The sequence below is a fragment of the Pseudoalteromonas sp. SWYJ118 genome (assembly GCF_015864505.1).
Taxonomy (GTDB): Bacteria; Pseudomonadota; Gammaproteobacteria; order Enterobacterales; family Alteromonadaceae; genus Pseudoalteromonas; species Pseudoalteromonas arctica.
On sequence record NZ_JADYXC010000011.1, the window covers coordinates 59,321 to 86,169 of the forward strand.

Genomic DNA, 26,849 nt, shown 5'->3' on the forward strand with positions numbered 1-26,849 from the left:
TTTTTTAGTAAATAAAAGAGAGAATGTAATGATTAAAGTAAGCGTATTATACCCAAATAATGAAATTGCTACTTTCGATATGGACTACTACTGTAAAACACATTTACCCCTAGTTGCAGAGTTAGTTGGTAAAGCGCTTATATCAAGTAGTGCAGATGCAGGTTTAGCAGGTGGCGCACCGGGCGAAGCGCCAACTTATATTGCTATGGGGCATTTAGTGTTTGAATCGGTAGAATCTTTTCAGCAAGCCTTTGCACCTCATCAAGAGGCAATAGCCGCTGATTTAGTTAACTTTACTAACGTGTCTCCAGTAATTCAAATTAGCAATATTGCTGGGTAAATTACACGCTAAAACTAATTTAAGAACTACTTAATAACCCCTACCGCATTTAGTGCAGTAGGGGTTTTATTTTAACTGCAATAAAAGGGCTAGCGCTCTGTTTTAAGTAATATTAGTTCTAATATTTAGATGTATTAAACCCGCCCTTGTGTTGATTATGAAAATGATAAAAGTTATCATTTAGGTTGTTGGCTATCTACACTTCTCCCAGGAATTATCATGTTTAACCCTAATTATTTGGCATTAAGTATTGCTGCGTCTTTATCTGTTTTTTCTAATATAGCTTTTTCACAACAAAACGACGACATTGAAACTATTGAAGTAACTGGCCGTGCCCAGCAATTTTACCTAGAAACCGAAAGTAAAATTGGGACTAAAACTAATTTAGATCTTATTAAGCTTCCGCAATCTGCGCAGGTATTAACCGAGCAACTTATTATTGACCAAGCAGCGCGTGACATTACCGATTTGTACCGATCTATTGCGGGAGTGAGCGAATATAGCTACTCAGGCGTAACTTTTCGTGGTTTTAGAGATGACGCAAATGTATTTTACGATGGTGTGCGTGGCGACCCATATTCGGGCTTTGGTGTACCGCAGTTATTTAATGTAGAACGTGTTGAAGTATTAAAAGGGCCTGCCTCTGCTTTGTATGGCGGTGGCGAACCTGGTGGGATGATTAATTACGTAACTAAAAAGCCAAGCTACACACAAAAACGCGAATTAAAGCTTACTTTGGGTAATTACAACACCCGTGGTGCATCACTCGATATGACGGGTGGTTTAAACGATACAATGGCTTATAGATTGGGTGGTTATTATGAAGAGCAAGACAGCTTTCGTAACAATGCAGACTCAGCTAATACCGAGCTAACAGGCGGATTGTTATTTGATTTAAGTGATTCAACAACCTTAACCACAAGTGTTGACTACATAAAACAAGACCTGGGCGGTAACCGCTTACGGGGCGTACCGGTAGATGACAACGGCAACTTTTTAGTTGACCCAAGTTATAACGCTAATGAAGCGGTTGATTATCAAAATATGGAAGCTTTGGTGCTTCAAGCAGAACTTAGCCATTATTTTAATGATGATTTTTCTTTAAGTACTACGTTTCGCTACATGGATAACGAGCGAGACCAAGCCTACCATGAGTCGCAAAGCTGGGTAGATGTAAATGGTGATGGCGAAGCAAACATTGATGACGAAACCATCAAACGAGAATACCGTAAGCAATTTCGTGCCAATAAAGAAGCAAGCTTAACCACCGACTTTGTTTATAACTTTGGACAAGGACAATTAACCCATCAGTTTTTATTTGGTGGTGATTACCACACCGTTGATACCGAATATGACTACTTACGTGCCCGATATGAGGCCGATGGCGTCGCTAATTTAAATATTTTTAATTTAAACTACGGTGAAACCGACCCAAGCACTTATAACCTTACCGACATGAACCGCGATGGCGTTGATACCGACCGATTTGGTGTGTATGCACAAGACGTAATTAGCGTAGGCGAGCAGTGGACAATTATTGCAGGTTTGCGCTATGACCATTTTAAAGAGTTTAATCAAGAAACTGGTTTTAGTTACTCAGATAACGACATAACGCCGCGCGTTGCTGTTACTTATCAGCCAGTAGAAAACACATCGGTATATATTAACTACTCAGAGAGCTTTAACCCTACATCGTCAGCCGACCAAGAAGATGTAGAGGGCGAAGGTAATTTAGAACCAGAAACCGGCAAGCAAACCGAACTGGGTATGAAAAACCAATGGCTTGACGGCAAAATAATGAGCACCTTTGCAATTTACCAAATTAATAAAGAAAACGTGGTAATGAGCAACCCTGACGATACTGGCGCGGGGGATGGCATTGCTGCACTTTTAAATATAGGTGAAGTAGAAAGCCGAGGATTTGAAACAACTTTAGTTGGCGATTTGTCGCAGCACTGGACCGTAACGGCTAACTACGCGTACAACGATACGCAAGTGGTAGACGGCGTAACGGGTGATACGCTTTCAAATACATTTGGAGATGGTTCGCGCTTTGCTAATGCACCACGCCACCAGGCAGGTTTATGGACTCGCTACGCACTGGATTCGATTGATTCATCAATTGCCTTTGGTGCAAATTACGTAAGTGAGCAACTTAGTACAAGTGGTCAAAAAGTAAAACCATTTACCGTATTTGATATGAGCTGGACGAGTCGCTTTGATAACGTGTTATTGAGTGTAAATATTAATAATCTGTTTGATAAAGAATATGCTGTAAGTGGGTTTAGTGAGCGGAACGGCCACTTTCCTGGCAGCCCTCGTGAAATTATTGGGCAAATAACTTACAAGTTTTAATACTTATTAGCGCGAGAGTTACTCGCGCTTTTTTTAAGTGTTGCCTTGCACCTTTTTATCACTATTAAATTTAGCTGCTTCTTGAGTCGTGTTAATAGCCGTAATAGGGAAGGGGATTACAATACCTTCTTTTTTATAGCGTTTATGCAGGGCTTTTATAAAAGCAGATTTAACCCAAAAGCGATTAAAGTATTCTTTTGCGCGCAGCATAACCGTAAAGTTAATACTTGATCTGTCAAAGGTATGAAAAACCACAAAGGTATTGTAATCATCAACACCCCATTCGTGTGAAATAAGTATTTCACGAGCCACTTCAAGTGTTACTTGCTCAACAAATTCTAAATCTGAATCGTAATGCACGCTTATATCAACAGGCACGCTTAGCTCTTTTTCAGGGTAAAAGTAATTAATAATACGCGACTTAGATAATTGGCTATTAGGTATAATAATCATATTGTTGGGTAGCATTTTAACCCATGTAGATCGCCAGCCTATATGATCAACAAAGCCTTGCTCCTTAGATTCAAGCTCAATAAAATCACCCACCCTTATAGGTTTATCTATTACTAGCTGCACGCCAGAAAAAAAGTTTTCGAGGGTAGGTTGCAAAGCAAGGGCAACAGCCAGTGATGTAATTCCTAACGAGGCAATAATAGGCGTAATAGAAATACCTAACGTGCCCATTAACACCAGTAATCCTACTGACGATAATGTAACGCGTATCACGCCTTTAATTATGCTTTTGGAATTAAAAACCACGGCAGATTGTTCGCCATAGTAATTAATAGTGCCAATAATAAAGCGGTCTAAAAACATAATAAGTGCAAGCAGCGCTAATACAATATTAATGCTATTAAAAGGGATCTGTTGAGAAATAGAAGTACTAATAATGAAGGTGTCGTGCTCTAAAATGGTGAGTAGCACAATAATTGTGCACAGTGTTAGCGGCTTAGATATTGACTCTATTAGTAAAGTATCGAATATAAATTTGGTTTTTGAAGTCCATTTTTTTAGCCAGTACATTACAAAAAAACGAATTAAAAACAGTAGTATAGCTATAAGTAAAAGGGAGGACGCTGCGCTTAACCAAGGTGTGCTGTTAGAAAATTCCAGCGCTTTATTTAGCATAACTTAAACCTGTTCAATATAGTTTTATATATATTGCAGCAAGTTATGTACCTTTGTTTGGGTAAAGTAGCTGCCGAGTTTAGTCGGCAGCAAATATTATACTTTTTTGGCTAACCACATACCGCCTAGCACGGCTGCAAAAAACAATAAAAACTCCATTTTAAGAGATACCAATTGAACCAAGCCCGGGCCTGGGCATATGCCACTTAAACCCCATCCTAAACCAAAAAGTACTGAGCCAATAATTAAGCGCGAATCAACTTTTTTTAAATCACTTAAATTAAATGTGCCTGAAATAAGTGGCTTCTCTTTTTTTGCAACCCATAACCATGTAAGCATCATTATTAGCATGGCAACAGCCATCACTATAATTAAGCTTGCGTCCCATTGGTTCCCGTAGGTAAGAAAGTTAATCACTTTAGCGGGGTTTGTCATCCCGCTAATAATAAGTCCTAAGCCAAATATAAAGCCTATAACAACCATCATAATTGCTTTCATTATTTATCCTACAAGGTTTGCTGTAATGAAGGCGACAAGCATAAATGTGCATGTTGCAACCCAAGAGCGAGTAGAAAAGCGCGACATGCCGCACACACCATGGCCACTTGTGCACCCATTAGCTAAAGTTGTACCAGCGCCAACTAAAAGCCCCGCAACAATAATAAGCCAAGGCGGCAACTGTAATTCGCCTTCTAATAAAGAAGGCGCAAATACTCTTACAGCTACACCTGCCAACAACAATCCTAAAATAAAGTATAACTGCCAACGCGAGCCCGAATTTGCTTTAGCAAATACAGACTTAACAATGCCCGATATACCTGCAATTTTTCCGTATAAAACAAGTAATAACGTACACGCTATACCTATTAATGCACCGCCTATTGCAGCCGATACTGGGGTGAATTCTGTTACCATTTTTTAAATTTCCCAAACAATAGAAACACCTAAACCGGTTTGTTTCATTTCGATTGATATTTGCTGATTTGGCGCTAAATAGTTAGCACCCGTTACTTTTTTAGCTGGCGAATAAAAAGCCATAGCGTTTAATTGTACCTTGTTGGTAAAAGAATGGCTAAAGCCCGTTGTAAAATGCCACTCTTGAACGCCCGGCGCTAAAATATTTAATATAACTTGCGACGAAGGAATAGGTTGCTCGGTGTAAGACACCCCAAAACGTATCTTTTGTTGCGATGTACGCTGCCACTGATAACCAAGCTTATAAATAGTCATATCGTTCCAGCCAAACCCAGCACCTGCGTTAGCCCCTAAAGGCGCTGACATCAAGTTATCGACTGGGTTTGAAATACTTTTCACTTCGCTGTAATTTATTTTTTGCCAATCAAATACCACCTGATTACTAGGTGTAAGTTTATAAGCTGCACCAATTTGAAACGAACTTGGCAGATCAAACCCGCCTTGCTCTGCAAACAAACCTTTATAGCTATCAAACTCTTGCATAGACACTGATGAGCGGTAACTTGCCCCCCAGCTTAATGACGAATTTATATCTTGGCTAATACCTAGTTGAATGCCTAGGCCTGTGCTTGTATCGGTGCCATTATTTGTAAGCGCTTCTGGTGATTGCGAAAAAGGAGCAAAGTTTCCAAGCCCTTGCGCTTCAAACTGTTGCACCACGTAAATAGGGGAAACACCAAGGCGTGTTTGTTCATTCAACTTATAGCTTACTGTTGGGCTAATAAAGAGTTGTTTTAAATCAACGCCCGTTGTACCAGCGTAAAAAGTCCCCTCAGGAGAGGATTCTGCGCCGTACTCGGTATTCATACCGCCGTTGCCATACACTAATAAACCAATATTTACTTTTTCATTTAATTGATGGCCAATAGCAAACTCTGGAATTGCAAATACGGTGTTGTCGCTTTTTTGTGTTTTTGCTTCAAGATAAAATGCGCCAGGGTAAAAAGTATCTACTTTTGATGCAGTATATTTTCGTTCAGGTGAAAAAAGCTCTAAGCCCAGAGATAGCTCTGTTCCGTTTGGCAAAAAAGTAGCAGGATTATTAGCGCCAGACATTAACTCTTCTGAAAGGGCAACACCTGCGCCAGCCATGCCTTTGTGGGTCATGCCGTAGCCGTGTGTAAAATACCCATTAGTAGCAAATGCACTGAACGAACCTAAAGCACACGTTAAAGCTAAGCCTGATATTAACTGTTTTTTCATTTTAGTAGACACATAAAGTTGGAATGGGCGGACAATAGCTAATTTTTGATATTCTAAAAAGGAATTTAAATAGATTAGTTATAATAAAAGGTAATAGAGCATTGGCTATAAAGTTAAAATAAATGAGCAAAGATTGCTATTTAACTTTTAGGTTATTTATACAGGGAGTCCATATAAGACCCTAGATAACGCTGCTTTATATAAAGGCAAAGCGGCGACTAATATCACCGCTTTTAAAAATCACATAGATTCGAGCGTTTTACCGCGCGTTTCTTTAATGTATTTAACAACAAAAAAGATGCTTATAAGTGCCGATAACGCATAAAAGCCGTATGCACCGGCAAGGCCTATATTGGCAAGCATAATAGGGAAAGTCATGGTGATTGCAAAGTTAGCAATCCACTGCGCACTGGCAGCAACGGCAAGGGCAGCACCACGAATACGGTTATTAAACATTTCGCCTAATAATACCCATACAATTGGGCCCCAACTTAAGCCAAAAAATACCACAAATAAGTTAGCCATAATAAGTGCAAACGTACCCATGTTATCGCTAAGTGCAAGCTTGCCTGCTTCATCAAGGCCTGCGCTGCCAAATATATAAGTAAGCGCACTTAAACTAATAAACATGCCAATACTGCCCACTAGCAACAGTGGTTTACGGCCAACTTTGTCAACTAACGCAATGGCAATAAAGGTCGATACAATATTTGTAGTGCCCGCTAATACATTTATAAATAACGATTGCGACTCATCAAACCCAGCGGCTTGCCAAAGCTCAGAGCCGTAATAAAACACCACGTTAATACCTACAAATTGCTGAAACACACTCAGCGCAACACCTGCCCATACAATAGGGTGTACTTTTTTACTGCCATCAATAAATAAATCGCGAATACTTGGTTTTGTATCGCTATGCAAGGAGCGTTTAACATCGCTTATTTGTTTATCTGCATTGTCGTTCGATATTTTGCTAAACACCGTTTTGGCATCGTTTACTTTACCTTGCGCCACTAAATAACGAGGCGACTCCGGAATAAACAACACACCGACTAAAAATAGTACAGCAGGCACAAGCTCAGCCCAAAACATCCAGCGCCAAGCGGCTATATCAAGCATTAAAATATTTTGCGCGCTGCCAGCTGCATCAGCTATTAAATAGTTACTTAAAAACGCAGCAAATAAACCCAGTACAATAGCGAGTTGTTGTAATGTCGCTAAACGACCACGTAGTGCTGGTGGTGCAACTTCAGCAATGTAAGCTGGCGCTAATACCGATGCTGCGCCAATCCCTAAACCACCAAATAAACGATAAAAAATAAACTCCGCAGAGCTTTCGCTAATGCCCGACCCAAACGCACTAATGGCAAAAATAATCGCAGTGATGATCATAATTGCACGGCGGCCAAACTTATCAGCCAGCGGCCCCGCAGCAAGTGCACCTAAGGCACAACCAAGTAACACAGACGCTACGTTAAAGCCCGTAGCCACACTGCTAGAATTAAATGCATTACCGAGTGCCGACACCGTGCCGTTAATAACGCCCGAGTCAAAACCAAATAAAAAGCCACCAATAGCAGCCACTGCAGAGATAAATATTACGTACAAAAGAGAAGTGTTTTCAGCTGTGTTGGCTGAGTGAGTAGGCGGTGTGTGCGTTGTCATTATATGCCCTGAAAGTTAAATTAAATTTAAGGGAGCATAATATCGTAAAGCGTAATGGCTGAATACATTTGTGCAGGTATAAAGGCTTTAGTTTAAAAGTTTTAAAACTAGGTAACCGATTTTCAAATAACACAGACTGAATATTCAATAAATAATATGCTCTGTATGGTCAGAGCCTGTTTACCAATATTACTGTTCTTTATTATTTTGGTGTATTTTTGTAATTACGTAAACTGACATGAGGTTAAGTAATTGTTTACAGATGGTTATTTGATGGTTAAAGTGAATTGATTATAATATAGGTACATTTGTCGGCTTATAAAGCGACAGATATCGTAGACAGAGTTTCTATAACTCAAGGAGGAATTTTGGAATTATTGGAACCTTCAGCTTTTTGGCTGTCAATCATTTTTATTTTAGCTGGTGCTGGTGCCGTTTTTGCGATTTATAAATTCGGTAAAAAACTTTCTGAAGAAGAACTGATATACCTTTTTAGGGAGTGTTTTTTTAACAGCAAAAGATATCCTAAAGCTCCCGAAGAGCGTAAAAAAGCAATTCAAGAGCTATCAGATTGCTACAAAAATTTTTTGAGAGAACGTAATGATTTCTGGGAAAAGTACGGCCAGATAATCCTATCAATAGTCATAATAATTGTGCTGGCAGTTTTACTTCTTACAAAAACTATTAGCCCTGAAGCTGGTTTACCAATATTAAGTGCCGTCGGTGGTTTTTCTATAGCAAAATCTGTATCTACATCTTCATCTAATACAAATAGACCTATAGATCCTGAAAAACCGAATAATCCTGATAAAGATTTATAGTAAAGTTATAACAAGGGTTTTAAGTTGAGAAGTTACAGCGGCCATCGCTTCACGATTATAACCAGCCATTTTTTCAACTTAAAACGAATTTATGGGGCTAAGTAGAAAGGAATATGTTTTGATTCTTAATTTCCCAACAAAAGACGATTTTTTTTATGCAGCTACGGATTATCTAAACTCCTCTTGGGATTCAGTTATCGAACTTATTAGCGAGTTTGAAGAAATAGTTGGTCTAATTGATGATTCAGAGCATCCAGCTGAGAGTGAAAGGTATTGGGGGTCAGCCAAACAAACATTAATTAGTGCTACAGCTTTAGTACAACAAGCTGTGGAATTCTATATTAAAGGCAAAATTGTTGATGTTTCCCCTTATTTATTAATTTCTGGTAGTCCTCAATCTTGGCCGAAAGGTTGTAATAAAAAAGATGTTGAGTTTTCTCTGTTTAGAACCCTTGATGCACAAGATTTACTGAAAGTGCATGATACCGTTTGTAAAACTCGATTTACTGATCAATTTGTTCAATGGTATGAAAAACTTCGAGTTATAAGAAATAAAGTCATGCATACGGTAGACAAATCTTTAGTAGTCAAGCCATTAGAAGTTTTAGAGTTTATATTATTTGCCTATCATTACTTTTCTGACTCGAATAATTGGTTTGAATCTAGAAAACAGTATCTTGAAAAAACTCCTGTAAATTCAGTACAAATGTTTAAGGTAGAAGATAATGCGAATTCATATATTTTAAACGGAATACTAAATGAATTTAAAACAGTCAGTGAAGTATTATCACCAGCAAAAGTTAAGCTTTACTTTAACTATAATAAAAAGAAAAGATCATTTCATTGCCCAAGTTGCTATCAAATCGTTTTGCAAATGGATTTCTGGGATCATGAGTTTATTCACAGTTGTGCAGAGACATATCAATTGACAGGAACTGATAGTTCTTATGAGTGCTGTATTTGTAATTACAGTGGAACATTTTTAAGTAAAATATGTGAAGACGAGTGTTGTGAGGAGAAGTTGATTGATAGTGAATCAGGTGTGTGCCTATCATGCTTTTGTGAAAACGCGGTTTAACAATTAGTCAGCTTGTTAAGGCTAACTCATTACTAGCATAAAAATATTTTTACCACTATTTATAGTGCTAAATTCTCCCCCCAGTTTCTGTCTTACAGCTCAAAGCTCTCAAAGCACTCTTTTTACAGCTCTATAGTGAGCGCTTTAGGGCGAATGCTTTGTACTCGGTTGTATACTTCTTCTTTTGTGTAACCTGCCGAATTTAAAATAAACGCAGCGACCAACCCTTTGTGGCCAGTGCCGCCTTTGCAATGTATGGCAATGGTTTGTTTTTGTTATATGGTTTGTAGTATGTCGGTTTTTAAATTCAGTGCTTATCGACTCTACATTATTTTTATATGGCAATTATAAGCATTATTGATTACAAGTTTAAGATTGAATAATTAGCATAAATGCTAGATACTGTTTTTATATACAGTTGTGGCGATATTATGAAAAAAGAATTACCAGCAAAATACTATTTAGCGCATTTTAGAGAGCTTATTGAGTTTGTAACAAGTAAATGTATGCATTTACTTGAGCCTAAACACAGCGAATTTATTAGTAAAATTAATCAGCTAGATGAGCAAAGCCAATGCATGTTGGCGCGCGTGTACTCGCGAAAGCCTTATTTGGTGCAGGCGCAGTCGCTTAATTACGAAGAAATAACCTCGCCGCATCAGGCTATTTATACGCTAAAAAAAGCCGGTATTTTATTTGAGCCAAACGAGCAGCATTACTCGCAGCTTTTGGCTCACTTAACCAAACCTGCTTTGCTGGAGTTGCTAAGTAATTACCCAGAGCAAATAAGCTTTAAAAAGAGCGCCGCTAAAGGCGCGCTGGTGGATATTGCCCGTGAGTTTTTTAAAGTATGCCCACATGAGCTTGCGCCACTTTATAGCCAGTATGTAATTAATAACCGCAGTGATTACTACGAGTATTTTGAGTTTTTATTTGCAGGCAAATTAAGCAGTGGTGATGTGAATCATCAAAATCGTTTTGTAATGCGAGATTTAGGTTTAACCGCTACGCGCGAAGGCCACAGCGAGAGTTTGTCGCGCTTTGAAACACTTGATGAAGCGCAATCAAACTATTTATTAAACCGTTACCGGTTAGCATTTAAAAATATAACCGATGAGAGTGATTACGTTGCTTTAGCGCCGCAGGTTTTAGTGCAAGCCGCGCACGGTGCCATTGCTGTTGCGTTAAAAAACAAATTATTAGTAAGGCTTTATCGGCAGTTAAAAGGTGTTAATAGTGAACTTGCTTTTAGCTTACTTGAAGGGTGCGCGGATGATAGCGAAGCACAAGAAATTCAAATAAGAGAGCAATACAGGCTTGGTAATAAAGAGTGGGTAAAAGCACGATTAGAAGCCATTATTGAAAATCCGCTTACGGATGATTTACTGTATTTTGCTGACGACTTTTTAATGCGTAAGTTTAATAAAAAAACACGTTCGCGTTTAAGTGCCATGCTTGCCGATACCCAGTGCGTGCTAGAAATAGATGAACTTTACCGAGGTGAAGTAGAGCAGGGCGTAAACGATTATTATACTCGCCAAGGTATGACTGTATTTAATACCGAAAACACGCTTTGGCAAAGTTTGTTTGGTTTAGTATTTTGGCACGAGTTATTTGTAGAGTCGCCTTATCCGCCATGTAATGAGTTTGATATATATCCGCAAGTATTAAGGCTTGGTAATTTTTATGAAGCGCAGCAAACACAAATAAATGAGCGCTTAGCGCAGTGCCAAACGTCGCAAGCATTACTTAATTTAGTGTGTAAAAATGCAGCGCAATACTTTGAGCAACCTAATGGTTTATTTAGATGGCATAAAGAGCTACTACAACCATTAGAAGCACTTATTTTAAATAGCCCGCATGAGGCATTAATTACTCACTTAACCAATATGAGTAAACATTATTTACAGCTAAAAGACGGCTACCCCGACTTAATGGTAATAAATAATGGCAAAGTACATTTTGAAGAAGTAAAAGCACCGGGCGACAAACTTAGGCGCAACCAACTAACCACCATTGATAACTTAAAAAGCGTGGGCTTTGAGGTGCATATTGCCGCCATTAAATGGTTTGTAGATCCAAACCGTATTTACAGTGTGGTCGATATAGAAACTACGGGTGGGTTAAAAGGCGGTAATCGTATTACCGAAATTGGCCTTGTAAAAGTGCAACACGGCAAAGTGATAGACACCTGGACGACACTTGTAAATCCACAGCGGCACATACCCGGATTTATAACGTCATTAACCGGTATTAGCGACAGCATGGTGCGCAATGCCCCTGTATTTGCCGAAATAGCACAGCCATTGTTAGATAAACTTGCAGGCAGTATTTTTGTAGCCCATAACGTTAATTTTGACTACGGCTTTATTAAAAAAGAATGCGAGATGGCAGGGCACTTTTTTAAAATGACAAAAATGTGCACAGTGGTTGAGTCGCGCAAAGCGTTTAAAGGCTTAAAGTCGTATTCGCTGGGCAATCTTTCATCGCACTTTAATTTAAATTTAACCAGCCATCACCGAGCACTTGCCGATGCAACCGCCACTGCAGAGCTGTTATTACTTATTCAGCAATCCCAAAGTAGTGAATAGATCCTCAGATTAACTAAAAGCTACTAACTAGTTATGCTATGAATAGTCAGCACTTAATTGAAAATTAATTATGTGCTGATGTTTAAAGTAGATCTTTAATACAATTTAGACTTCGAAGTCTAAATGGTGCGCTTTGTTTGTATTTCCCCTCCTTTCTTTGTTTAAATACACTATATTAAACTGATCAAACCAGTAACTTTAAATCAGCTGTAAAAATTAAATTTGTTTATTATTAGTTGCTTGAATGTGTTTCATGATTTTGTTTTTATAACGCGTGTTAGTTACATGTAAAATTTGCATTAATCGCTGTTGCATTCGAATGCAAAAAGCGGTAGTTTTTATGAGTCGAAAAAATAGCCATTTAAATGTCGCATTTTTAATAATTATAAATAATAAAAATGTGATGGTGGGGCATAGCGCCCACAGATGCTTAATAAAATTCATTTCAACAGGTGGAGAATTTATCTCATGACGACGAATATTTTACGTAAAACACTTATTTTTGCTGCTGTAAATACGGCGTTATTAGGCTCAGCATCTGTATTTTCACAAGAAGCAAAGTTAAACCCTAACAAAGAGTTGGAGGTTATTTCTGTTACCTCTACTAAGCGGGTTAAAAGTATTCAGTCGGTGCCTTTGGCAGTTACTGCGGTATCGGCTAAAGATTTACTAGAAAATGGCATAACCGATATTTTAAGCCTTGATAGCCTAGCGCCAGGTTTAAAGTCGGGTGTGTCGGGCAGTGATGCTCGCCCCGCCATGCGCGGTGCTAGAACAGAGCAAGTAGAAGCTAACGATGTTGCGATTGCGTTTTATTCTAATGGCGTTTATCGCCCTCGTCATGGGCAAGCACTTGCTGGTTTTGTAGATTTAGAGCGTGTAGAAGTACTTCGCGGGCCTCAAGGTACGTTGTTTGGTCGTAACTCATTTGGTGGAGCTATTGATGTAATAGCTAAAAAGCCAGAGCTTGATATTACCGAAGGCGGTATGGCTACAACATTTGGTAATTATGGTCATTTACGTGGTGAAGGCTTTTTTAATGCCGCCTTAACCGATGATACCGCAGTACGCTTTACCGGGGTGCGAGAAATACGCGACCCATACGTAGAGAATTCGTTTAATGAATCAGCAGGCTTAAAAGATGCAGATATGTATTTTTTGCGTGGCCAAATATTTACTGAGTTTAACGATGATGTAAATTTAAATGTAAAAGTAGAAACATGGCAGGACGAGTCAAATGGCGGCGGTGCATTTGGCTATCATATTTTAGGTGTGCCTATAAACCCAGCGACAGGTAAAACAAGCTTGTCGGCTCCATTAACTGAGCGAATTGGTCGCGATGATGTGTGTGCCAGTAATTGTGGTCGCTTTGGTGCAGGTTTAGATAATGCAGCAACACCAGGGCTTGATACTGCACAAGGTGTGTCGTCAGACCCATTTACTCAGCAGTTTGATTACCAACCATCACGCGATGTAAGCGATGTAAGTATTAGCGCCGAGTTAAACTGGTCGCTAGAGTCGGTTGATTTAAAAATAATTGCAGCCTCAATGGATTACGAAGAAACGCGCTTTACCGATGGTGATTTTTCGACTTATGCAGCCACTGTAGATGGTAACGCAATTGAATCTAAAACTAACTCGTTAGAAGTACAAGTAAGCTCTACATACGAAAGTAATTTTGAGTGGGTGGCTGGTATTTACTTATTTTCAGAGGATCTAGACAACGCTTTTTTAAATGCGAGCTACGGAGCCGTGGTTGATAATGTACCCGATACAACGCAGCCTCAAGCGCTTCAATATGCACCTTGGTTAAACCAAATTCAGTTAGAAACGCGATCAGCGGCGGCTTACTTTCAAGGTAATTACGCATTTAGTGATGATACACGCGGTATAGCCGGCATAAGGTATACAAATGATAAGCGTGAGTGGGATATTTACGGTCAAAATACTAATGATTTAAGCACGCTAGATTTTTCAGAATTAGAAGTTAAAGACGCAGATGGCGATTGGAGTAAAGTAACGTGGAAGTTAGGCGTAGAGCATGACTTAACAAATTCTCAATTGCTTTATGCTACGGTTTCTACAGGCTTTTTAGCGGGTAATGCACAGGGCGCTTTTAATGGCGAAAATAGCTACGACGAGCAAACAGTAACGGCTTACGAGGTTGGCTTTAAAAGCATGCTGCTTGATAATTCATTAAGATTTAACGCTTCTTTATATTACAACCAATACGAGGACTTACTTTCTACGCGTTTTCAAAACGTAGGCGGTACGGCGGTATCGTTTTTTGGTAATGCGGGCGAAATTGATGCTGCTGGTCTTGAGCTTGAAATTGATTGGCAAGTGAGTGATGCATTGCGCCTAGGTGCACGTGCCGCGTTTACAGATTCTACTTATGGTGACTTTGTTACGCCAAATGTGTTTGAAGAAGGCGGAGAGACCATTAATGGCGTAGATAACTTACTGCAACTTGACGGTAACGAAGTGCAGTTAAGCCCAAAATATAACATTACTCTATTGGCGAGTTACGAGTTTGATTTAGGTGATAAAGGCCGCATTGTGCCTGCTACCAGTATTCAGTTATCGGATTCGTATACGACCAACGATCTCCCTTTTTCGTTTGGTACGCAAGATAGCTATCAAAAATACGATGCCAGCATTGCATGGTATTCGGCCGATAATGAGTGGGCCATACGCGCATATGTTCAAAATGCAGGTGATGAGCTTATTTTGCTTAGAACGGTTCGCTTTGGCGGTAACGTAGCGGCTGCTGACTATGCTAATCCTCGCACTTATGGTGTAAGAATAGGTTACAACTTTTAAGCCTGTTATCGTTTTTAACTGCTTTATACTCAGCTAGGGCGTATTGAACTTTGGTGGGTGAATTTGCAGCAGTATGTTTGGTTTTTAGGCAAGGCGGAGCCTATGTAGTGTGGTTATTCCCCATGAATAGGCGATAACGCAGCATAAAGACCAAACATGCGCTGCCCTTTGGATTCTTTCTAGGGACGATTAACTCTTTGTTGTTCGGTTTTTACTTAGCCCACTAGGTTACAAACCTCGCGCCGCGATTTAATCGCCCCTAGATTGAACAAATTTCAATCCACAAAGATCAACACGCCCTGAATTTAAGTTATTAATAAAATTGGATATTATTTAAAAGGCCAGCAATATTGTATTGCTGGCCTTTTTGTTTTTTAGATTTCGAAATCATACATATTTAAATTTTAAGTTATTGTTATTTGTGGTTTTTAATGATTAAGGTTAATTATTAGGCAGAAAGTTGTTGATCTTTTTGACTTCGAAGTCTATTTTGTATCAATGCATTTTCAATTGATACAATTTGTTTACTGTAATAATTGAAAATGTAGAGTTGGGGAGAAGTAGACACGTTTTAAACTCGGGAGAATAATTATAATGAAAGCTAAATTTACACGGACTCTCGTTCATTTTGCTGTAACAACTGCTATTGCAGCAACCACAATGAATGCTCACAGCGCCGAAGAAGCAACATCAACACAAACTCAGCAGCAAATTAAAGAACCAGCCATTGAGCGCATAGCCGTTACTGCAAACCGTCGCTCACAAGATCTACAGGAAGTATCATCATCAATCACTGCACTCGGGGAGGCTGATATTGCCCGTGCCGGTATTATTGATGTTACGGGTCTTGAGCAGGTTGTACCGGGTTTACGTATGGGGTCATCTGGTGGTGAGGTTCGTCCTGCCATGCGCGGCGCACGTACTAATGAAGTGGGTGTAGCAGGTACCGGTATTGCCGAGCAAATTGTAGGCATATTCCAAGATGGCATTTACGTACCTACTACCTCATCTGGTTTAGGAGCATTGGTGGATGTGCAGCGCATAGAAGTGCTGCGTGGCCCACAAGGTACTCTATACGGGCGTAACACCTTTGCTGGCAGTATTAATATAATTACTAATCAACCTGTTTTTGACGATTTACTGGGGAGTATAAAAGTTGAAACAGGGAGTTATAACCGCAGTGCTTACGAGGGTATTATAAATATTCCTGTAAGCGATACAATCGCGACTCGTTTTGTAGTGGCTTCTGATCGCCATGATGGCTATATCAATAATTTAGTGATTCCAGGACCTTCGGATGATTTACGCGAAAAAAATCAGTTTTATATGCGTAATGTCACTAAGTGGCAACCAAACGATAAGTTTAACGCAACGGTACGTTTTGACTACTCGCGTAAAAACTCAAACTCAGAAGCTATTTGGGGTTATCAGCAAATTGCGGGTTACCAAATAAGCGAAACGTCACCAGGCTCCGGTATATTTGATCCTAACCCTACAATTACAGCTGGGCATATTTATCAGCCAAGTGATGCGCAGCACGAAGATCTTGGCCCATATGATGTTTATCGCAATAGTTTTTCGCTTGATAAACAAGAAAGCTTTTCGACAACAGTAGCACTTGAGTGGTATACCGATTTTGCTGATATTAAGTGGACGACTAACTATTCAACCCTTAACGGCAAGCAATACTACGACAACGACTATAGCGATGGCGGCATTGATTTTGTAGGTGGTTTTGGCCGTGAGGATGACCAAAAAACTCTATCGTCTGAGTTACAGTTTGCGTCAAATAATGATGATTCTGATTTTTCGTGGATTGGTGGACTTTACTACTTTGACCAAGAAGCAGATTGGAGCTGGTTATCGCATGCAGATACAACAGGCGACGGTGTTTCAGACTCTGTTGTTGTGCCTTCGTGGGGGAATCCAGATTACGACCCACATACGGCTAAATCTATCGCAGCGTATGGGCAGTTACGTTATCAAATTAGTGAAGACTTACGTGTTGTAGGTGGCTTGCGTGTTAACCAAGACGATAAAACGTTTACTGGTGATACCATTCCCGATTGGGATGATTCTGCAATGTTATATAAAGCGGCTGCAGAGTACGACATAAACAAAGACATAATGGTGTATGCAAGCGTAGCCACGGGTTACAGAACGGGTGGTGCAAACGATTCGCGCGTAGTAGCACGTGGTGCAGACCCACTTTATGATAACGAAGATGTTATTTCGTACGAAATGGGTATGAAGAGCTACTTGCTAGATGGTGCAATGCGTTTAAATGTGTCGGTATTTATGAATAAGTACGAAGACGTAAAAGCACAGTTGTTTGCAACGTCATGTAACGATACAACAACGGGTGATACCGTTTTAGAATGTGTGTCCGCAGGTACAGCCACAACATTTGAGTATTACGAAAATGGCGGTGACGTAGAAACAAAAGGCCTTGAAGCCGACCTTCAATGGGTACCAATTGAGAATTTAACGCTTACCGGTACGTTATCGTTATTGGATAGCGAATTTGCTGATGGTTACGCTGTGGGTAACGAGCAACTTCGTCCGTTGTTAGCGCTTGGTAATCAAGGCGGCCGCCAAGATATAAACGATAATTCAAGCCAATTTAGTTTTGAAGGCTGGCGACCTGCAATGGCGCCAGAGTACAGCATGGGGCTTTCGGCGCGTTATGAATTTAGTTTAGGGGGCGACTCGTACTTAGTACCGTACATTCAAATGAATTACTTAGACGATTACTACGCGTTTGATACGAATATTCCAGAGTTAAGAGTAGATGCGCATTTAATGGCTGATGCACGCCTAACTTGGTTTATAAACGACAGCGTACAAATTGAGGCTTATGTTAAAAATATTGGCGACAAAGCTATATTAACGCGTGGCGTGGTGCATTCACAAATTGTTGATGGTTTGCCAGCTAACTCAGTACAAGCAAACTGGAGCAACCCGCGTACGTGGGGCGCGAGCTTAAAATATCAGTTTTAAGGTTTCCTAAAATGGTCAAATGACCATAACTTTCAGCCAGCTAATACATTTATTAGCTGGCTTTTTTATTTAAAAAAAGCTATCGAATTAGTTCGCACTGAGCATTAGTATCATATTTAGCGAGTCTTTTTTTACATTCATCTAGGGCTCTTATATTTGCTTTAGATTGTGAGCTGTAACCCTCTGAAAAACCATAAAACTCGCCGCCATTATAGGTTTTCCCTAGTGCGAATGCTTTTCTGCCAGCTCTTAATTCGAATGTGGTTAATGCATTTACCGTCGCTACATTATAACTACTTGAGTCACACAAAAGCGCGTTGGGTTCTACCTCACATAATATAGGCGTAGCTTGGCAGCCAGTTAAAAGTAAGACGATACCGATACTGAGATACTTCATTTATTGTCCTTAATTATTATAATTTAAGGCTTAATGTACCTAAAAAGTTAAAATTATAAACAAAAAAAAGCGCTCAGTGAGCGCTTGAAGGGAAGTAATAAGTGTTTACAGTGCGAATTGCTGATTTAACGCGAGGGTGTCAAATTGCATAACTTCGCTTGATATTAGAGTGTTAGTAAATGTAATAACGGTGAGTATTTGTTGGCGAACGCGTACGTTTTTGGCATTAAAAGTACCATCGAGTGTCCAGCAAATTGTTGCTTGATTTGAGACGCTGTCAAACTGTACGGTTTCTAGCTGAGCGTAGCGTCTGCTTAGGCTTTGTGAAAGCGCTAAATGGCAATTTAACAGTGCATCTTTTGATTGTGTTTCGTTACTGCCAGCAAGAATAACGTTTGCACTTTTAGTATAAACACTTTCAAAATTAGCTAAGTTATTAAGCTGCCAAATTTGCCACCAATTATTTAATGTTTCGGCAATTTGCGTTGGTAATTCACAAATGTCGCTGGGCGTTGCATGAAAGGTAGTAGGGTGCAGCTGGTTATCTAAATCGCTAACCATAATAGGATCGCTTTTAGGTAACTTAGGGATCACCAGCGTATTATTGCTTGCCTCACCTGTAAATTCGCTGTTGGCCAATAATAGCGTATCAACAACACATTTTACTGATTTTATGAAGGTGTTATTGTGCTTTATAACAAATGAAAGTCTTACTGGTTTTAGCAATTTTTTTGGTTGCAATACCAGCTGTAAAGTCTCAAGTTCCTGGCCTTTACTGTGCGTTTTAGATATTAATTCTGATACACCATATTGCGCTAAAAAATCAAGCCATAGCGGCTGTGCTTGCAATGAACCCATGGCGGTAAAGTGATGTTGTTGCCAACGGCTACTGCGCAGCAATTTACCTGAAATAGTTTTAATATCTGCTTTGGTGTATAAATCGATAATTGCGTTGATCATGCATTTACCTCCAATTCTGTTTGGCTATTTAATGCGTGTGCTCTAAATAGGTTTGCGAGTAGCGCAACTTCGTCAAAAACGGTGACTTCTTCAATGATTTTTTGATTTTTGATGCGTAAGTGCGAGGCGCCTAACACAAAATAAGGAAGATTTTTTAGCTCACTTAGTTCATCGCTTTGTGGGTTAAAATGCCCCGCAAGTGACCAGCGAATTGCTACATCTGTAGTGCTCTCATCAAAGGGGGTAATTGCTAAGTGATCGACGGTTAGCTTGGCATCAGGGCAGTTGGCAAAAAATTGTATAAATACGCCATTTATTTGTGCAAGGCCGGTTGCCATTCTGCCGCTTGGCCATTGTTGTGTGGCCGTTAAGCTATAAAACTCGTGTATTTTAGCAAATTGCTTTTGGTTAAATAATGTATCTAGCCAGTTATGCGCAAATGCGGCCAGTTCACCGTCTAAAATTGGAGTGCTTGGTGTGCGGTGATCAATTGCTTGTACTCGAGTAAACTCTTCATCAAGCCATAGGGTATGCTTTTCTTTACTTGGTACTTTGGCCATGTGCTTGGCTACATTAATAATACTTAGGCCAAGTTGTTTAACTAAAAAGCCGTTGTCGCGTACTAGCCATTCTTTTACTATTTTATTTTCAAAACAAACGCAGTCGGCAATGGTGGTTACTCGGCCTGTTTTATTTGTAGCAGGGCCAAATTCTGAGTTACCGGTATTACTCATTACACTGCTAATTAAGTGTGATGAGTAGTAATGCTCGTTGCCGTCTTCTGAAAAAATAACATTTTCGCCAATTAGGCTTCTATCAGGGAATGCGGCAATGGTTTTAAGTGTGCCTTGAATAACATCTTCAATATTTTCGCCATAAGCGCCAAGTGTAAAAACAGGGCATACATCAGCGTAATAGCGATAACATAAACCAATGTTTTTTTGCTCCCAAATGCGGTGCGTAATACGTAAAATGTAATCAACAATATCAACAAACTCTTCGTCAAACCCTATAAGCGCTTGCTGCTTTTTACTTTGCGGGTTTAATACGCTCGATAAAGGCAGCCAGTAAGGTTGGGTAATTGTGTTTTGTGTGCTCATAAATACCTCTTAGTTTGCTGCAGTGATTTTATTTTGCATTTGCTCAAAAATATCAATACCCATTCCCTCTAATAAATGAGGAATATCGATAGCGACCCAGTTTTCTTTTAAAATTCCGTTTTCGCAGCGCCAAAAGTCCATAACACGCGGAAACAGTTTATTACCCGATGCAGGTAAACCTAGCCAGTCATCCCCTCTATGAGTACCGTACATATGCGGCCAGCCACCGGTGGCTACAAAATTGTCGTGGCTTACTAAGCAGAGTGTTTTATTGATCCCACGATCAGGGAACCCTTTTAAAAATGGAGCTTGGTGGTGTTCTCTAAAGCCACTAATGCCTCGGGTTGTTCCTATACCGGCTGGGCCATACCAAATAAAATCTGGGTGCCAGTATTTTTCTAAATTAATGCTGTATAGGTCTTTACCATCGTAGCGGCCAAGCTCAGTAAGCATATCAATTACGAGCTGTTCGTTGGCTTTACTTAGTTCGTCGTTTTTAGCTGTAGCAGGCACACCATCAAGTGTAGTGGGGGGCATTATTAAACCCGGGTAACCTAAGCTTGGACGCAGTGGATTTACACCCACTTGGTTCATTACATCGATTAAATCTAAAAAGGTATAAACGTTAACTACTTTATTGTTTTCTATTTGAGCCATTTCGCTATAACGAATAAAAATACTTTTACCGCTGGCTGGAATACCTAATAACGGTTTTGTGAATGTGCCAGTAAAGTAACCTGTTGCGCATATCCATTGCTCGTCTTTGTAGTCGCCCTCAATAGAAATAAAGGGTTTACGCTCTATATCGGGTAATGAGTTTTTAAGCACTTTAAAGTAATTATTAATTACATTTTGTTTAGATGTAATTGGTTCAAAAGGGTGGCTTACCTGCCATTGAACGGTATCCGCAAGCAATGCTTGGTTTGGTAATTCTGCAGCGCTGAAGTTTTCAAAAAGTTGTTCTAAAATATTCATTTATTTCACCTTATACAAAATGTTCAAATAACATGAGAGACGCGAAGCTCACTACAAAAAAGCCGAGTAACCAGTAGTTTATTGAGTCAAATTTACCTGGAACTAAATACCAACCATTTTCTTTTTCAGGGCGGTTTTGTTCTTTAAACACTTTTAGCTGACCTTTAATGGTGTACTCGTTGTATTCCTCTTGAAAACCATCAAAAGCGATACTCAAAACAATACTAAATACAACACACGTTAGGGCACCAATTGCACAGTACCAAGGCCACGCTATATCGGTGTAAAGGGCACATATTGCAACAGTTACAAATGATACTAATGTGCCAATTAAGAGGCCTTTTTCGGTTGTGTGCTTAGAGAAAAACCCTAGTGCAAACATACCTAATTGAGCACCTACAAAGTATGAACCTACCTTGGTGAGTATTTCTAAAATTGAGCCTTCGCTGTAAAGGTGATACATAATGGCGGGTACAATGATGATGATTGCCCAGCCAAGGGTAAATAAACGTGTTGCAGCTAAATAATGTGCGTCGTTTTTTTCAGGTGCAAAATACTTTTTGTAAAAGTCGATAGTACTAATTGTAGAGAGTGAGTTAAGCGCTGAGTCGAGGCTCGACATAGAAGCAGCCATAACGGCTGCCGCTATTATTCCCATTAATCCTGGTAGACCATAGTCGGATGCAAACTGTAAAATAATTAGGTTGTCGTTTTCAAATGTACGTCCGCCGTAATAGCTGTAAAACAACACGCCCATAAATATAAAGAACAGGTAAATAAAGAATGCAATAAAGCCCATTAATAGATATGACTTTTTAGCATCACCAATGTTTTTAGCTGCAAGCGTACGCTGCACCATCATTTGGTTAGTACCGTAAACAGTGATGTGATAAAGCGACATAGCTAGCACGCCAGACCAAACGGTGGTTACTTGCGTGAAGTCGAACGAGAAATTAAGAGGGTCTAACTTACCTTGTGCTTTTAACTCAGTAAGTGTTGAGCTAAACGAGCCATCCATCGAGGTAATAAGGGCATACATAATAATGCCGGCACCAATAAATAATATTGCTGATTGGATAACATCGGTCCATATTACGGCAGTTATACCTCCTAGCATGGTATATATTAGTGCGATAATAGTGACTAAAAATATGGCAGTAATAACGTTAATATCTACAATAAAGGCAAGTACTAAAGAGGTTGCATAGAGTACAGCGGCTGACCCCATTGTTTGTGAAATAAGCCAAATTGTGGAGATTAAAATCCGCGCTTTTTTACCAAAACGACGCTCTTGGTATTCGTATATTGAGGCGACACCTGCATTGTAAAAAAACGGAAAAAACAAACACACAACAGCCACAATAACGAGTGGGTAGTTTAAGTGTATGGCAATAACCGATAAACCCTCTTTGTATGACCACGCTGGCGCACCTAAAAATGTAAGCGCACTAACATAGGTTGCCACTACCGATATACCAATAGCCCACCAAGGTGTATTTTTTCGGCCAATATAAAAATCATTAGCACTGCTCACCTTTTTACTTATTACAAACCCAAGTATGAGGTTAGCAATAATGTACCCGATGAGAATACTCCAATTCAATAATCCAAAATCATTCATAATTAATCCTGTTAGATTAGGTATTACGGGCTAATTAGCCTATTTATACTTTTTATTTTGAATCATCATGAATCACTTTGACTTCGAAGTCAATTGTCATTAGTATTATTTTAAATCGATTTATAACTTAGTATTTACAGGCTTTTAATTACTCTTTAAATAGAATACATTTTAGCAATGCATATTTATTTGCGGTTTAAGAGTGTTAATTTGATTGCGCAAACAACAAGGGAACATCATGGCAGAAATAATTAATAATAAGCAGTTGGTTCGTCAGTTTCATGCTGCATTAGAAAAAACACAAGGTAATGATTTAAATGCTGTATTTAAAGAATACTTGGCAGATAATTACAGCTTTAAAGGTGTGCATCCGTTTAATGAATTAAATAATGCTAATGATGTAATTGAACATGTTTGGCAGCCTTTATTTCATTCTTTTAAAGCTCTTCAGCGCCGTGAAGATATTTTTATTGCAGGGCAAAGTGAAGCCGATGGTGGCGAGTGGGTAATGAGTATGGGCCACTTTATGGGCCTCTTTGATCGTGACTGGTTAGGTATTGCACCTTCTCATAAATTGGCGACAATTCGCTACGCTGAGTTTAACTGTGTTAAAGACGGTAAAATTATTCAAACTGGTTTTTTTGTCGATATTATTGGGGTGATGCTACAAGTAGGTTTAAACCCATTACCGCTCTCTACCGGGCAATACTTTACTTATCCTGGGCCACGTACCCACGATGGAGTTCGTTTAGGTGAAGGGAGCGATGAGCAAGGTACGCGAACAATGAACTTGGTTAATCAGATGATTGATAACCTAACCGCGCTTAATCAAAGCGGTATAAATACTTGCCCACCCGAAGTGCTTGCAAAAACATGGGACGAGAACATGGTTTGGTATGGCCCTGCGGGTATTGGTGCTACATATACAATTGAGCGTTATCAGCAACAGCATATGTATCCGTTTAGAGAAGGGTTAACGGGTAAAGTATTTAATGGTCATATTTGCCGGTTTGCAGAGGATGAATATGCATGCTTTTTTGGTTGGCCAAACTTAACAAATACCGCCATTGGTGGCTTTTTAGGTTTACCTGGAGCTAATACTCCTGCTGATATGCGCGTGGTTGATGTATATCATCGTGAAGGTGATAAGCTAGTTGAAAACTGGGTGATTATTGACTTACCATATTGGTTAAAACAACAAGGCTTAGATATTTTAAAACGCACACAAAGTATTGCTAATCCGGGGGCGTAGCCTGTTTAAGCTATAAAAAAGCTCTGTTTTACAGAGCTTTTCTTTTATAACGGTTATATAAGAGGCTATGGAGCAAAGTTTAAATAGCGCGCTTTAGTTAGTTCTTTCATACGAGCTAATACATCAACTCCAATTTGATTGTACACATCGAGTATATCTATCAGCACCCAGTTTTCGCGAATTAAGTTATTCTCGGCTCGCCAAAAGTCGAGACTACGCATGGTTATTTGCTGATTTGCGGGCGCAATACCTAACCAACCACCGTTACTAATAGTCATGCTCATACCAGGCCATGCAGTAAACCCTACGTAGTTTTCATCGGCAAATAAATAACCTTTACTTGCATCGCCTACACGATTGGGTAGGGCATTTAAAAACGGGATTTGATGCCAATTTCTAAAGCCTTTTATACCGCGTGCAGTGCCTATTGTGCTTGGTCCATACCAGCTACAATGCGGATGCCAAAAGTGCTCTAGCTTCATGGCTTCAATGCCACCTTCAGCATAAAATCCAAGATGCTCACACATATCGCCCACAAGCTTTAAACTTTGCGCAGCTTGTTCGCTATTATAAGGACGGGTGATTACCCCATCTTGTGTGGCAGGCCCTGGCACATGCCACTCTTTGCCTAAGCTCGGAGACAGTGGCCATACGTTTGCTTGCATCATTACTTCGGGAATATCCCAAATAGCTTGTACTTCAACCACTTTGCTATTTTTAATCCGGTAAAACTCATGAAAACGCATACTCACTTGATGTCCTGTGGGTGGAATGCCTAGCCATGGTTTTTCGAATGAGCCGGTATAGTATCCACAGCAGCCAACCCAATCAGAGTCGTTTATAGAGCTACCTGCCATTACAATGGTATCGCGGCGTTCAAGGCCAACAAATGCTTTGCTAAGGGGTAAATAGGCTTGCTCAATAAGTGCATTAGGATTTGCGAGTGTTTCAAACGGGTAGCAAAGTTGTATTAATGCGTCATCAGTAAATAAGTTTGTGACTTCTTTTTTGAGCAAATTTATATCAAAGTTATAAAGTGCGCTTCTGAAGTTTTTAATTAACTCTTTATTTTTGTTATGGATACTCATATTTTTGATTCACTTGTAGCTGATTCAAAGTCTGCACGTAATTGCTTAGCACCACTTAGTAAAAAGCTATGATCAGAGCCTAATAGATAAAAACTTACGCCTAACGATTGCCAATGACTGAGCTCACTTAAATTACCAACAAACATGCCACAGCATTTATTATATTTTGCCGCGGCGTTAGCTATTTTAGTAACGGCATCAATAACAATAGGAGCGCTTGGGTTGGTTTCACCGAGTGAAATAGTTAAGTCCATTCGGCCTATAAAAATACAGTCAATTTCGTCTATTTGGCATAATTCATCGATGTTCTCAAGCGCATCGGCATCCTCTATTTGAGCAATAATGCAGGTAGATGATTTGTTGGCTGCTAAGTTATCGGTTAATGCATGTGTGGTATAGCCTGCAAAGCGGCTTGAACCTGCGTAACCCCTACCGTTGTTGCCATAAAAGCAGTTTTTAATAATCGCTTTTGCTTGCTCTGGCGTTTTAATGTGAGGTAGTACTAAGCCGTCAGCACCGATATCTAAACTGCTAAGTATAGTGGCGTGATCGGTATTACTTACGCGAATAAGGGTCGGCATATTTTTAGTACGGGCTGCCATAATGCAACTATCTAAATCGCCGCGATCAAACGGAGCATGCTCTGCATCTAAACACAAAACATCGAGATTAGTGTGAGAAAGTACTTCGGTATTATGATAATGAGTACTTTTTATAAATGTGCCTAATAGCAATTGTTGAGCATTTAACTTTTGTTTTAAATTCATTTAATAGACTCCAACCAATCTAAGAGTAGTGCGTTTAGGGTATTACTTCTTTCAAGCGGGACGAAATGTCCACAATTGCCTAATAAAATAAGATCGCTATTAGGGCAGGCGTTATGCATTGTTTTTTGAATAGTGCTTGGACATAAAACGTCACGTTCACCACCAACAAATAGTAATTTTTTATTGGTTTGTTTAATAACGTTTAGGGTGTCTTCGCGTGTTGCAAGGGCATTTAATTGTGCACTAAAAGCGTTAAAACCAAGCTCATTTGCCATTTTTAATGCAAGTTCACTGTGCTTTATATTTGGCTGGTGGAAATAATGCGGTAAAAAATCGTGCTTAAGTACGCTTTCTACGCCTGTAACGTGTGCTTGCTCAATTTGCTTTTGCCTAATGGCCGGGCGTTCAAGTTTGTCGGCTAGGCTATTACTTGATATTAAACACAGCGACTGTATAAGCTCAGGGTTTGATTTTAAAAGTGCAAGGGCAACAATCCCACCCATTGAAAAACCAATAAAAGGAGCAGGCTTTAGGGCTATGGTTTTAGTAAGCTCAGCCATTTTTGCAATGCTTGTTTGTTCAGTAAATGGAATAACGTGAGGGGTATAACCCGCATTTTGAAGGGCAATTATTTGCGCTTCAAACATACGGTGGTTACACATAGTACCAGGTAAAATATAAACAGGATTTTTGGCCACAAAAATTCCTTA

At 39.6% G+C, this 26,849-nt stretch carries 21 protein-coding genes and 1 pseudogene; 8 read left to right on the forward strand and 14 right to left on the reverse strand.

Going from position 1 to position 26,849, the window contains the following annotated elements:
* Positions 1–28: 28 nt before the first annotated feature.
* A complete protein-coding gene (locus I6F48_RS11955) occupies positions 29–340 on the forward strand; it encodes an EthD family reductase (RefSeq protein WP_197119496.1) in 312 nt (103 codons plus the stop codon).
* Between the two features lie 219 nt (positions 341–559).
* Positions 560–2,695, forward strand: a complete 2,136-nt coding sequence (locus I6F48_RS11960; protein WP_165728564.1) for a TonB-dependent siderophore receptor — start codon at positions 560–562, stop codon at positions 2,693–2,695.
* A 33-nt stretch (positions 2,696–2,728) separates the two neighbouring features.
* On the opposite strand, the gene I6F48_RS11965 is transcribed toward I6F48_RS11960, so the two are convergent.
* From I6F48_RS11965 to I6F48_RS11985, 5 genes are all read right to left on the reverse strand, one after another.
* Entirely contained in the window at positions 2,729–3,823 is a 1,095-nt protein-coding gene (locus I6F48_RS11965) for a mechanosensitive ion channel family protein (RefSeq protein ID WP_197119497.1), read from the reverse strand.
* Positions 3,824–3,919: 96 nt separating this feature from the next.
* Complete coding sequence (locus I6F48_RS11970; protein ID WP_165740904.1) at positions 3,920–4,321, reverse strand: DUF6691 family protein; 402 nt, start codon at positions 4,319–4,321, stop codon at positions 3,920–3,922.
* A 3-nt stretch (positions 4,322–4,324) separates the two neighbouring features.
* Positions 4,325–4,738 carry a YeeE/YedE family protein gene (locus I6F48_RS11975; RefSeq protein ID WP_165740903.1) on the reverse strand — a complete coding sequence of 138 codons (414 nt, stop codon included), beginning with the start codon at positions 4,736–4,738 and terminating at the stop codon, positions 4,325–4,327.
* Between the two features lie 3 nt (positions 4,739–4,741).
* A complete protein-coding gene (locus I6F48_RS11980; RefSeq protein ID WP_197119498.1) occupies positions 4,742–6,001 on the reverse strand; it encodes an OmpP1/FadL family transporter in 1,260 nt (419 codons plus the stop codon).
* Positions 6,002–6,241: 240 nt separating this feature from the next.
* Positions 6,242–7,666: a sugar porter family MFS transporter gene (locus I6F48_RS11985; RefSeq protein ID WP_197119499.1), complete on the reverse strand. Its 1,425-nt coding sequence runs from the start codon at positions 7,664–7,666 to the stop codon at positions 6,242–6,244.
* Positions 7,667–8,034: 368 nt separating this feature from the next.
* On the opposite strand from I6F48_RS11985, the gene I6F48_RS11990 reads away from it, so the two are divergent.
* Both I6F48_RS11990 and I6F48_RS11995 read left to right on the forward strand, forming a co-directional pair.
* On the forward strand, positions 8,035–8,487 hold the full coding sequence (locus I6F48_RS11990) for a hypothetical protein (RefSeq protein ID WP_197119500.1): 453 nt from the start codon (positions 8,035–8,037) through the stop codon (positions 8,485–8,487).
* 118 nt (positions 8,488–8,605) lie between these two features.
* Positions 8,606–9,565: a hypothetical protein gene (locus tag I6F48_RS11995; protein ID WP_197119501.1), complete on the forward strand. Its 960-nt coding sequence runs from the start codon at positions 8,606–8,608 to the stop codon at positions 9,563–9,565.
* A 122-nt stretch (positions 9,566–9,687) separates the two neighbouring features.
* Here I6F48_RS11995 and I6F48_RS21360 read toward each other — a convergent pair.
* A pseudogene (locus I6F48_RS21360) lies at positions 9,688–9,867 on the reverse strand (protein phosphatase); the annotation flags it as partial.
* A 90-nt stretch (positions 9,868–9,957) separates the two neighbouring features.
* On the opposite strand from I6F48_RS21360, the gene I6F48_RS12000 reads away from it, so the two are divergent.
* From I6F48_RS12000 to I6F48_RS12010, 3 genes are all read left to right on the forward strand, one after another.
* Positions 9,958–12,156 (forward strand): exonuclease domain-containing protein, encoded by a 2,199-nt coding sequence (locus tag I6F48_RS12000; protein ID WP_197119502.1) that lies wholly within the window; start codon positions 9,958–9,960, stop codon positions 12,154–12,156.
* A gap of 468 nt (positions 12,157–12,624) precedes the next feature.
* Positions 12,625–14,979, forward strand: coding sequence for a TonB-dependent receptor (locus I6F48_RS12005; RefSeq protein WP_197119503.1), 2,355 nt, complete (start codon positions 12,625–12,627; stop codon positions 14,977–14,979).
* A gap of 594 nt (positions 14,980–15,573) precedes the next feature.
* Complete coding sequence (locus I6F48_RS12010) at positions 15,574–17,979, forward strand: TonB-dependent receptor (protein ID WP_197119504.1); 2,406 nt, start codon at positions 15,574–15,576, stop codon at positions 17,977–17,979.
* Positions 17,980–18,058: 79 nt separating this feature from the next.
* On the opposite strand, the gene I6F48_RS12015 is transcribed toward I6F48_RS12010, so the two are convergent.
* From I6F48_RS12015 to I6F48_RS12035, 5 genes are all read right to left on the reverse strand, one after another.
* Positions 18,059–18,376, reverse strand: a complete 318-nt coding sequence (locus tag I6F48_RS12015) for a hypothetical protein (protein ID WP_197119505.1) — start codon at positions 18,374–18,376, stop codon at positions 18,059–18,061.
* A gap of 105 nt (positions 18,377–18,481) precedes the next feature.
* On the reverse strand, positions 18,482–19,336 hold the full coding sequence (locus I6F48_RS12020) for a hypothetical protein (protein ID WP_197119506.1): 855 nt from the start codon (positions 19,334–19,336) through the stop codon (positions 18,482–18,484).
* On the reverse strand, positions 19,333–20,436 hold the full coding sequence (locus tag I6F48_RS12025) for a nuclear transport factor 2 family protein (RefSeq protein ID WP_197119507.1): 1,104 nt from the start codon (positions 20,434–20,436) through the stop codon (positions 19,333–19,335). The genes I6F48_RS12020 and I6F48_RS12025 overlap by 4 nt, the downstream gene beginning before the upstream one ends.
* A 9-nt stretch (positions 20,437–20,445) precedes the next feature.
* Positions 20,446–21,411 (reverse strand): ester cyclase, encoded by a 966-nt coding sequence (locus I6F48_RS12030; RefSeq protein WP_197119508.1) that lies wholly within the window; start codon positions 21,409–21,411, stop codon positions 20,446–20,448.
* A 10-nt stretch (positions 21,412–21,421) separates the two neighbouring features.
* A complete protein-coding gene (locus I6F48_RS12035) occupies positions 21,422–23,032 on the reverse strand; it encodes a sodium:solute symporter family transporter (protein WP_197119509.1) in 1,611 nt (536 codons plus the stop codon).
* A gap of 238 nt (positions 23,033–23,270) precedes the next feature.
* Here I6F48_RS12035 and I6F48_RS12040 point away from each other — a divergent pair, with 238 nt between their 5' ends.
* Entirely contained in the window at positions 23,271–24,284 is a 1,014-nt protein-coding gene (locus I6F48_RS12040) for a nuclear transport factor 2 family protein (RefSeq protein WP_197119510.1), read from the forward strand.
* A 65-nt stretch (positions 24,285–24,349) separates the two neighbouring features.
* Here the strand turns inward: I6F48_RS12040 and I6F48_RS12045 are convergent, their stop codons facing one another.
* Genes I6F48_RS12045 through I6F48_RS12055 form a run of 3 tightly spaced genes read right to left on the reverse strand, consistent with a single transcriptional unit; the run spans position 24,350 to position 26,837 of the window.
* Positions 24,350–25,372 carry an ester cyclase gene (locus I6F48_RS12045; protein WP_197119511.1) on the reverse strand — a complete coding sequence of 341 codons (1,023 nt, stop codon included), beginning with the start codon at positions 25,370–25,372 and terminating at the stop codon, positions 24,350–24,352.
* On the reverse strand, positions 25,369–26,139 hold the full coding sequence (locus I6F48_RS12050; protein WP_197119512.1) for an HpcH/HpaI aldolase family protein: 771 nt from the start codon (positions 26,137–26,139) through the stop codon (positions 25,369–25,371). Before I6F48_RS12050 ends, I6F48_RS12045 begins: the two co-directional genes overlap by 4 nt.
* Entirely contained in the window at positions 26,136–26,837 is a 702-nt protein-coding gene (locus tag I6F48_RS12055; RefSeq protein ID WP_197119513.1) for an alpha/beta fold hydrolase, read from the reverse strand. The genes I6F48_RS12050 and I6F48_RS12055 overlap by 4 nt, the downstream gene beginning before the upstream one ends.
* Between the last annotated feature and the right edge of the window lie 12 nt (positions 26,838–26,849).

What these genes read in the sequence shown, in the direction of transcription:
- I6F48_RS11955 (WP_197119496.1), top strand. Translation starts at nt 29, where the DNA reads ATGATTAAAGTAAGCGTATTATACCCAAATAATGAAATTGCTACTTTC.
- I6F48_RS11960 (WP_165728564.1), top strand. Translation starts at nt 560, where the DNA reads ATGTTTAACCCTAATTATTTGGCATTAAGTATTGCTGCGTCTTTATCT.
- I6F48_RS11965 (WP_197119497.1), bottom strand. Translation starts at nt 3,823, where the DNA reads ATGCTAAATAAAGCGCTGGAATTTTCTAACAGCACACCTTGGTTAAGC.
- I6F48_RS11970 (WP_165740904.1), bottom strand. Translation starts at nt 4,321, where the DNA reads ATGAAAGCAATTATGATGGTTGTTATAGGCTTTATATTTGGCTTAGGA.
- I6F48_RS11975 (WP_165740903.1), bottom strand. Translation starts at nt 4,738, where the DNA reads ATGGTAACAGAATTCACCCCAGTATCGGCTGCAATAGGCGGTGCATTA.
- I6F48_RS11980 (WP_197119498.1), bottom strand. Translation starts at nt 6,001, where the DNA reads ATGAAAAAACAGTTAATATCAGGCTTAGCTTTAACGTGTGCTTTAGGT.
- I6F48_RS11985 (WP_197119499.1), bottom strand. Translation starts at nt 7,666, where the DNA reads ATGACAACGCACACACCGCCTACTCACTCAGCCAACACAGCTGAAAAC.
- I6F48_RS12000 (WP_197119502.1), top strand. Translation starts at nt 9,958, where the DNA reads ATGCTAGATACTGTTTTTATATACAGTTGTGGCGATATTATGAAAAAA.
- I6F48_RS12005 (WP_197119503.1), top strand. Translation starts at nt 12,625, where the DNA reads ATGACGACGAATATTTTACGTAAAACACTTATTTTTGCTGCTGTAAAT.
- I6F48_RS12010 (WP_197119504.1), top strand. Translation starts at nt 15,574, where the DNA reads ATGAAAGCTAAATTTACACGGACTCTCGTTCATTTTGCTGTAACAACT.
- I6F48_RS12015 (WP_197119505.1), bottom strand. Translation starts at nt 18,376, where the DNA reads ATGAAGTATCTCAGTATCGGTATCGTCTTACTTTTAACTGGCTGCCAA.
- I6F48_RS12020 (WP_197119506.1), bottom strand. Translation starts at nt 19,336, where the DNA reads ATGATCAACGCAATTATCGATTTATACACCAAAGCAGATATTAAAACT.
- I6F48_RS12025 (WP_197119507.1), bottom strand. Translation starts at nt 20,436, where the DNA reads ATGAGCACACAAAACACAATTACCCAACCTTACTGGCTGCCTTTATCG.
- I6F48_RS12030 (WP_197119508.1), bottom strand. Translation starts at nt 21,411, where the DNA reads ATGAATATTTTAGAACAACTTTTTGAAAACTTCAGCGCTGCAGAATTA.
- I6F48_RS12035 (WP_197119509.1), bottom strand. Translation starts at nt 23,032, where the DNA reads ATGAATGATTTTGGATTATTGAATTGGAGTATTCTCATCGGGTACATT.
- I6F48_RS12040 (WP_197119510.1), top strand. Translation starts at nt 23,271, where the DNA reads ATGGCAGAAATAATTAATAATAAGCAGTTGGTTCGTCAGTTTCATGCT.
- I6F48_RS12045 (WP_197119511.1), bottom strand. Translation starts at nt 25,372, where the DNA reads ATGAGTATCCATAACAAAAATAAAGAGTTAATTAAAAACTTCAGAAGC.
- I6F48_RS12050 (WP_197119512.1), bottom strand. Translation starts at nt 26,139, where the DNA reads ATGAATTTAAAACAAAAGTTAAATGCTCAACAATTGCTATTAGGCACA.